Source organism: Sedimentitalea xiamensis (assembly GCF_030164465.1).
Taxonomy (GTDB): domain Bacteria; phylum Pseudomonadota; class Alphaproteobacteria; order Rhodobacterales; family Rhodobacteraceae; genus Sedimentitalea; species Sedimentitalea xiamensis.
Map to the genome: position 1 here is coordinate 1 of NZ_JASNJE010000060.1, position 7,891 is coordinate 7,891.

Genomic DNA, 7,891 nt, shown 5'->3' on the forward strand with positions numbered 1-7,891 from the left:
GGGCTTATTTCCGACCAGCGATCAAACAGATCCCCGGTCAATCGATCTCGTATCGTAATCATGGCCAACTGTACCGGCCTGAATCCAAAACAGGAATCCACTTTTTACCGCCCCGTCAACTGTTGGGCAACCGTCGCCTACGTCCCGGACGGCGGTTTGGGTGGTTGTGTCTTTCTCATCGAAACACAGACGATACCGTCGCAACCCAAGGAAGAGAAAGATGAAAGCCTCTACCACCAAGACCCGCTCCTGGACATCTACCGCCATTACCGCCGTCCTGGCCGGCGTCATGACCACCACCGCGCTCACCGCCAACGCCTGCACGCGCTTCGTAACCGACACGAACCACGGCATGATCGTAACCCGCTCGCTTGACTGGGGCGGCAGCCGGCTTGGCGCCTATGCCCGGGTCCACCCCGAGGGCGAGGTTCGCGTCAGCTCCGATGTCGCCGAATACAGCAGCGTCAAGGAATGGACGGTCAAGTATCACACCGTCGCGATCGAAGAGCATCAGCACCAGCTAGTTTCAAATCGTGGACCCAGCAATCGGAAGTGGTTAATGTGACAACACCTGTGAAACACTTGAGTCTGAGGCGCATTCCAGCGCTCCGGAAATATTCGGAGTTGTCGCATGGCAGTAAAATTGGCAGGCTCGATCCTGCGGTCAAAAGAAATGTTGTAACCAAGTAGAAATGTCCCTCCCTCCGCAAAGTAGAAATGTGATGCACCAATTCAGAGCCATAGTTGATCGAGTTTGATCGTCGAGGTGAACATCCCATATCCTGAGGTGTACCTTGATGAACCCACCGGCAATACCAGGCGCACGCACGCGGCAAGGCAGACAGTTTCGGAGGTCTCGCGATGAAACAGGTGAAACGCATTGGAACCCTTGCCCTTGGGGCGCTGCTCCTGTCGGCCACGGCTGCCTTCTCCGAGGATTGGGGGCAGGAGGGTGACTGGCGTATCGATGTAGATCCGGATGCCGGCCCTGGTTGCCTGATGAGCCGCACTTTCGAGAACGGAATGATTGTTGAACTTGGGTATGCGGCAGATCGGAACGGTGGCTTCTTCGCCGTCTACAGCCCGGACTGGACACAGCTCGAAACCGGCGAAAGCGGCAAGGTCGAGTTTCACTTCGACGATGTTGGCTTTGGCGGCGATGTCGACCTGGTCGAAAAGAATGGCCTCAAAGGCGGATACGCCTTTTTCGACAACCCGGAATTCGTTACGGAATTCGCCAAGCGGAACAAGGTCATGGTTTTTGGTCCGAACGGCGGCAAGATCGATGTCAGCCTAAAGGGCACGTCCCGCGCCATTAAGGCGGTCAAGGCCTGCCAGGAGAAACAGGGCTGACCGTGCGGCTCATCGCAACTGCTCGACATCCGGTTTGCAGGGAATGCGGTTCGTCGGCACCCCGGACCCACCGTCGACCCGCCGTCTCGATGCCCCTTTCACCAGCTCGAATTGCGGAGCCGTGAGACGGCCCGTCACCTCGAACGGCCAAGCCGTGCGCGCCAGCGGTCGGCCGACCGGCCGCGGTTCGGCCCGCACGCTGATCCGGTCGTTACGCCAATCCACCTGCCCCGCCGCCACGATCTGCACACGATCGGTTTCCAGCACGGCATTCCGGGAAGACACCCGGCCCGGCCTGATACTGAGCGGCGCCTCTATACAGACGATCCGCGTATAGCCCTGTTGCAATTCCCTGGAGAACAGCCAGGGAAAGATCCCGAGCCCGGCCAGTTCGATCAGGCTGGATCCTAGCCTACCCTCCCGCAGCGAAATATGCGCCCATCCCTGTGCCGTCTGCAGGAACCGCCGGGCGGACGCGTACCGGCCTGCCAGTTCGAACCTGCCATTGATCCGGCCGGATGCAGCAATTCCCGCGCCGACCGCATCCAGCACCTCTCCGAAATCCCAGCCCCCGGTGGAACCCGAGACCGTCAGGATCTCCGGCGCGTCGATCAGGTCGATGCCGGCCGTCAACGAAACGCGTCCCCCCCCATAGGCGAAATCCAGGGGGCCGAGGGCCGCCTTACCGCCACTGACCGCCAACGCGCTATCAATTCGCGAAATGCCCTTACGGCCTTTAATCCTGTCGATGTCGATCGCGACATCGACATCCGCCTCGGCCAGCATCTTTTGCAGGTCGAGCAGGTCGCCAATTTCCGGGTCCTTTCTCGGAAGAACCAGCAGTTTCAGCTCCGATCCCTCTTCCGACTCCACCTCGCGGGGCAGCACAAGCGGTTGCAGTTCCGAGCCATCCTTTGGTTCCTCATCGCGGGGCACCACCAGCGGCTTGAGCTCTGTCCCGCCCGCTCCACCGCCCCGCGGCCTGTCCAGCTCCGACAGATCTATCAGCGTGGCGATCGCTGCGGCCACATCCGCGATTTCCACCTTGTCGCTGTGTATCCGCCCGTCAATCTCCGTGGCACCTTCCTGAAACTTGGTATGCCACTCCGCACTGATCAGGCTGTCCCGCATCGACAGCTCCATCGACGTGTCGAATTCCTTGTCCCGCCCCTTTAAGGCAAAGCGGTACCCGAACGCACCAGCCAGCTCCGGCGTCAGCCCCAGTTCCCGCAGGAACCGTTCGCTGTCTGGTAGGCGCAGATCCAATGCGACATCGACACTGTCCAGCCGATTCGCCCGCCCAACTGAGGCATGCCCCGCCAGCGCCCAGAGATCGGTGCCGCGCGACTCCAGCCTCAATTCCGGCAAGGCGAGGAAACCCGACGCATCGGTCACTTCGAACTCCGCGACCGCGATCCCGAAAAGCGTGGGTTCGGCCATGCCCCGGCCAAGGAGATTGGTCGCCGGCACCTGTATCGAACCGGTGAAATCCAGATCTTTCAGATCCAGAAGGTCCTCGATCACTCCGCTTGCCCTTAGATGCACCGTATCCGACGCGCCCGCCTCGATCCGGACATCCCGCAGCGCGATGCTGTCCCGAGGGGTACGCAGAGCCCGCCCCACCGAGATCGGGCCAAGCTCTTCAAATGATTCCTCAATGGCATTCGAGGCCACGAGAACGTCCTCGAGCCGGATTTCGCCAAGCGTGCTCGCGACATGCGCGCGCATCCCGGTCAGTCTCAGGTCTTTAAGAGCGGCAGCGCGTGCTGGGGGCCGGCCTTCCGGATGCAGCCATACCTGCAAATCGAGATCCAGCCCATCGACCGTGATCAGGTTCGACACGTCTCCGGCCATCGTCAACAGGGCCCCGTTGGCGAAATCGGCCCGCAGATCGAGGCCGTCGATCCCAAGCCCGCCCGGAAGGCGCATCAGGGCCGCGCTGAACTCTGCCTGCCCGTCCAGTTCCGCGTCCAGCTTCAGGATGTCCAGCAGACGGGCCATCGACTCGATCCGAAGCGTCAGTTGCCCCGCATGCCCGGAGCCTTGGTTCTCCGCAAGCGCCCGGCCGTCATAACGCGCGGCCGCACCGCCGAAATCCGCATTCACCAGAAATGTCTCACCTCTTGGAAACCGGCCCGCGACGGTGAACGGCTGCCCATTCACACGCCCGCTGCTTGCAAGCTGCGCCAACTGTCCGCCTTCCGTTTGCAGGTAGGTCATCTCGTCCAGTTCGAACAGGAACTCGAAGCCCGTCGGCCGGCTGTCGTAGAGCAGCGCAATATCCCCAAAGCGGAATTCGCGCTGCTTCAGAAACTCCACGAGCGCGATGTCGCCATCGCCCATCTGGGCGGGTGTCTCGCTGCGTTCCCCCGGTTTCCAGCTGGTCCGGCCCGCCGCGTCGCGCAACAGTGTGACCCGCAGGCCATGGACGACGAGATCATCAAGATCGACCGCCCCCCGCAACAGCGCGAGAGTGTCCAGATCCACCTCGAGCGCATCCAGTTCGGCCAGGTTCAGACCTGCGATCCCGACGCTCGGCAATTCGATACCTGTGGCATGCACCCGGCTGATGGCTCCGAAACGGACCCGCGCCTCGCCATGAATGATCACAGGCTGACCGATCTGATCGGACAGCACCTCCTGCATGAGATCCCGGCGAAACCCGGAAAACGGGCGCGCTTCCAGCACCAGCCATCCGGCGAGCAACACGCTGCCGACCCCAGTCGCAACTCCAATCAGCAGGAACCTAAAACCCCGTTTCATGAACCAAGGCTACTGCGTCATCGTCTATTTGAAAACTGACTTCAGGTTTCCGGCAATATCCCGCGACCGAGTGCGAGGTATTTCGATCCCTCGCTGCTGAACGACTACCGGCTGGCGCCGGTAGGATCGGCGAGATGCTGTTCCAAGTACTGAAGATGGAATGGTTGCCGCCCTTCCCCTGACGGCATCGCAATGTGCCAAGGTGGTGATGTTGAACGCCACACAACGAGGAGGACGGCAAGATGGACAATATGATGATTGGGGTGGATCTGGCAAAAAGTGTTTTCCAGATCCACGGTGCCTCGATGGCGGGGCACGTGAAGTTCCGCAAGAAAATCACGCGAGTACAGTTTCGGAAATTCATGTCTGAGCAGCCCGGATGCCTTGTCGTATTCGAGGCCTGCGGCAGCGCAAACTACTGGGCGCGCGAGATGGCTGTGCTCGGCCACGAGGTGAAGCTGATCGCGCCGCAATACGTTCGCCCCTTCGTCAAATGCTAGAAAAACGATATGGCCGATGCCGAGGCGATCATGATCGCGGCGCGCCAGCCCGAGATGCGCTTCGTGACCCCGAAATCAGAGGAACAGCATGGCCCTGACCTGCTGTTCCGAGGTCGCGAACGCCTTGTCCGTCAGCGAACCGAGCTGGTGAACGCGCTGCGGTCGGTGCTCTATGAATATGGCTATGTGTTTCCGGTCGGCCTTGTCCACCTGAAGCGGATCCCCTCTATGGTTGCCGCCCGTTGTGCAAGATGTTTCTGACGTTGATTGGGTGTGATCGAGTGCGGTCTTCTATCAGGCCTTTGGGTGCGGCTTTTTCGATGTCCGCTGGCCGGTATGGAGATCGGCGGAGCGGGTCCAAATCTACCCTGCGAGATCATCGTCTCTAGGGGACGTGCTGGTTTTCCCGACCCAGATCTGTTCGATCATGTGCCCATTCAGGTCGTCGACTTCTTACACCTCGCCTTCCAGTTTCAAATGCCGGGCGCGCTTGCTCACGCCACCACCTGAACCGGTTCCCGATAATCTTCCTGTTTCGTCAGCAAGGCCCATATCTGCCGCGCCATCTTGTTCGCCAGCGCAATCGCCACCAGCATCTTCGGCTTGCGCTCAAGCATCCGAGCCAGCCAACTGCCAGGCGGAATGCCCAAACGACCACGCGGCGTGAGCCGTGTCATCGCTCCCATGATCAGCAGCCGCCTGATGTCCCCCTGCCCCGCCTTCGATATCTTCCCGAGCCTTTGTTTGCCGCCTGATGAATGCTGTCGCGGGACGATCCCGAGCCAGGCCGCGAAATCGCGCCCTGATTTGAAACTCTCCATCGGCGGCGCAAAGGTTTCGACCGCGAGCGCTGTGAGCGCGCCAACACCCGGGATTGTCTTCAACCGTCGGGTCATCGTCCCCTGTGACGAGAACGTTTCAGCCTGTTTGGTCTTCACCGCAATGCGCGCGGTCTTGTCCTGGATCAGGTCCAACATGTCCATGCATTCCTCATGAACGAGCGGATGCAGACCATGACCTGCCTCTATCAGGAAGGCTTCAATCCGACCAAGATTGCGCGCACCCGTGGGAAACACATGGCCGTGTTCATAAAGCACCCCGCGCAGAGCATTGATCAGTTCGGTCCGCTGCCGCACAAGTCGCTCACGGCCCCGAAACAGCGTTGCACGCGCCTGTTGATCGACCGTTTTGGGTTCGACAAATCGCTTCTCGGGGCGCTGAGCCGCAATCACAATCGCCTCGGCATCGGCGGCATCGTTCTTCTGGCGCTTCACGAACGGACGGACATATTGCGGCGCGACAAGCCTCACCTCATGACCCAAGTCCAGCATCCGCCGTGCCCAAAAGTGAGCGCCGCCGCACGCTTCCATGACAACAACCGCCGGAGCGTATTCAGCCATAAACCTTTCGAACTGTGGGCGCGTCAGCTTCTTGCGAAATTTCACCTCGCCAACCATTGACGCCCCGTGCAACTGAAAAACGGACTTTGCCAAGTCCACCCCAATCATTGTATCCATAAGTTGCCGTCCTCTCCGTATCGTGGCTGAAAACACCACGACTTTGGCACATTGCGATGCCGTTAAGGGAGGGCGGCAACCATTCCATCTGCCCTACTGGAAGATCCTGGCTGCGGTCTGCCCGGGATGGTCGTCACGGAATGCGAGGATCTGCTGAAACAGATTGCCGAGAAGACAGAAAGGATCACCGAGAGAACTGCGGCTCTGAAAACGCTGGCTGCGCAGACTGAACTGATGCCGTGGATGCCCCCACCCAGCGGCATCTCGTATGCCATGATGGTTCCGTGGGAACCAAGTGGAGGGCGCACCGATGACGACGAATATCAACATGCTGGCGATCGACCTGGCGAAGGGCAGCTTTCAGGTCTGCGCCGTGGGGCCGGAGGGGACGGTTCTATATAACCGAGGTTTGTCGCGGACGCGGCTGGCGACGCTTCTCGCCGAGCAGCCAGCGTGTATCGTGGCGATGGAGGCCTGTGCCACGTCGCACCATTGGGGCCGGGTGGCACAACGGCACGGCCACGAGGTTCGACTCGTCCCAGCGGCCTACGTGAAGCCGTTTGTGAAACGCCAGAAGAACGACCGCGCAGATGCGGAAGCTATCGCGGAGGCGGCCTTGAGGCCAACCATGCGCTTCGTGGCGGTGAAGAGCGCCGAGACCCAGGGGCGCGCGGTGGCCTTCCGAACGCACCAATGTCTGGTCCGGCAACGCACGCAGCTTATCAACGCGCTGCGGGGTCACCTGGCTGAATTTGGACTTGTGGCGCCGAAGGGACCGGCGAGCCTGAAGGTGCTGGAGAACGCGCTGGAAGACCAGGCTACTGACCTGCCACGCCCGGTCCGGGAGATGGGCGCGATTTACCTCGACCAAATCGCGCGGCTCACTGAGGTGATCGAACAGCTCGCGGACGAACTTGAGGCGGCATCGAAGACAGATGCGCAGCTGCGTCGGTTGTGCACCATCCCCGGGATCGGCCCGGTCACCGCAGGCGCGGTCGCGGCGTTCGCACCGGACCTCGACACATTCGACAGCGGGCGCAACTTCGCAGCCTGGCTCGGCCTGGTGCCACGACAGAGGTCTACCGGCGGCAAGTCCAGGTTGGGGTCGGTCAGCAAGATGGGCCAGACTGACATCCGCCGGCTGCTGATCGTCGGTGCGATGAGCATTATTCGCTGGGTGGTCCGCAAGGGCGGCAGTCCGAACCGCTGGCTGGCCGCGCTCGTGGCGCGCAAGCCCAGGATGGTCGCGGCCGTCGCGCTGGCGAACAAGATGGCCCGCATGATCTGGACCCTGACAACGAAGAAAGAGGATTATCGAATGGCGTGATCTGACCCCGAGCAGGGTCTGGACACGACATGGCCGCAAGGCCGGGGTGAGCGATCGACGAGGAGTAGGCGACACGGACTTCGAAGTTCAAGGCGGGAGATTCAGTCCCGGGGCTCGAGCGCTTGCAGCTCTCTGAACCGATGTGAACCCGGCCTTCCGAACAGCATACCGGCCCGTGGCGTCATGGAAGGCCACGCTCAGAGGCCTAACACACGTCCGATCGAAGACCCCGCCGACAAATCGCAGATAATGCTTGCCAAACAGGGGGCATCCACACACGCCCCGGGTTTACCGGAGAGTAAAACACTCAAAGGATCGTCTGAACTACCGCTTCGGCTTCGCCGATTTCTGTGCCGGGGCGGACCTGCGGGGGCACCTCAGCTGTTGACGCAGGCGATTTCGGCGTATCTGTCGGCCCGAATGGCCGAGAT

The 7,891-nt window shown here is 61.0% G+C and carries 5 protein-coding genes and 1 pseudogene; 4 read left to right on the top strand and 2 right to left on the bottom strand.

The window, feature by feature from the left end:
- Positions 1 to 220 precede the first annotated feature (220 nt).
- Positions 221 to 565, top strand: a complete 345-nt coding sequence (locus QO034_RS22680; RefSeq protein WP_284487784.1) for a hypothetical protein — start codon at positions 221 to 223, stop codon at positions 563 to 565.
- Positions 566 to 861: 296 nt separating this feature from the next.
- The gene (locus QO034_RS22685) at positions 862 to 1,353 is read left to right on the top strand and encodes a hypothetical protein (protein ID WP_284487785.1); all 492 of its coding nucleotides are present in this window, start codon (positions 862 to 864) and stop codon (positions 1,351 to 1,353) included.
- Positions 1,354 to 1,362: 9 nt separating this feature from the next.
- Here QO034_RS22685 and QO034_RS22690 read toward each other — a convergent pair whose 3' ends face one another.
- Positions 1,363 to 4,116, bottom strand: a complete 2,754-nt coding sequence (locus tag QO034_RS22690) for an AsmA family protein (RefSeq protein WP_284487786.1) — start codon at positions 4,114 to 4,116, stop codon at positions 1,363 to 1,365.
- Between the two features lie 242 nt (positions 4,117 to 4,358).
- Between QO034_RS22690 and QO034_RS23480 the strand changes: the two are divergent.
- Positions 4,359 to 4,850 (top strand): annotated as a pseudogene (locus QO034_RS23480) (IS110 family transposase); the annotation flags it as partial.
- 260 nt (positions 4,851 to 5,110) lie between these two features.
- On the opposite strand, the gene QO034_RS22705 reads toward QO034_RS23480, so the two are convergent.
- Positions 5,111 to 6,133 (bottom strand): IS110 family RNA-guided transposase, encoded by a 1,023-nt coding sequence (locus QO034_RS22705; RefSeq protein WP_284487789.1) that lies wholly within the window; start codon positions 6,131 to 6,133, stop codon positions 5,111 to 5,113.
- A gap of 310 nt (positions 6,134 to 6,443) precedes the next feature.
- On the opposite strand from QO034_RS22705, the gene QO034_RS22710 reads away from it, so the two are divergent.
- Complete coding sequence (locus QO034_RS22710; RefSeq protein ID WP_284487790.1) at positions 6,444 to 7,460, top strand: IS110 family RNA-guided transposase; 1,017 nt, start codon at positions 6,444 to 6,446, stop codon at positions 7,458 to 7,460.
- Positions 7,461 to 7,891: the final 431 nt, after the last annotated feature.

What these genes read in the sequence shown, in the direction of transcription:
- QO034_RS22680 (WP_284487784.1), top strand. Translation starts at nt 221, where the DNA reads ATGAAAGCCTCTACCACCAAGACCCGCTCCTGGACATCTACCGCCATT.
- QO034_RS22685 (WP_284487785.1), top strand. Translation starts at nt 862, where the DNA reads ATGAAACAGGTGAAACGCATTGGAACCCTTGCCCTTGGGGCGCTGCTC.
- QO034_RS22690 (WP_284487786.1), bottom strand. Translation starts at nt 4,116, where the DNA reads ATGAAACGGGGTTTTAGGTTCCTGCTGATTGGAGTTGCGACTGGGGTC.
- QO034_RS22705 (WP_284487789.1), bottom strand. Translation starts at nt 6,133, where the DNA reads ATGGATACAATGATTGGGGTGGACTTGGCAAAGTCCGTTTTTCAGTTG.
- QO034_RS22710 (WP_284487790.1), top strand. Translation starts at nt 6,444, where the DNA reads ATGACGACGAATATCAACATGCTGGCGATCGACCTGGCGAAGGGCAGC.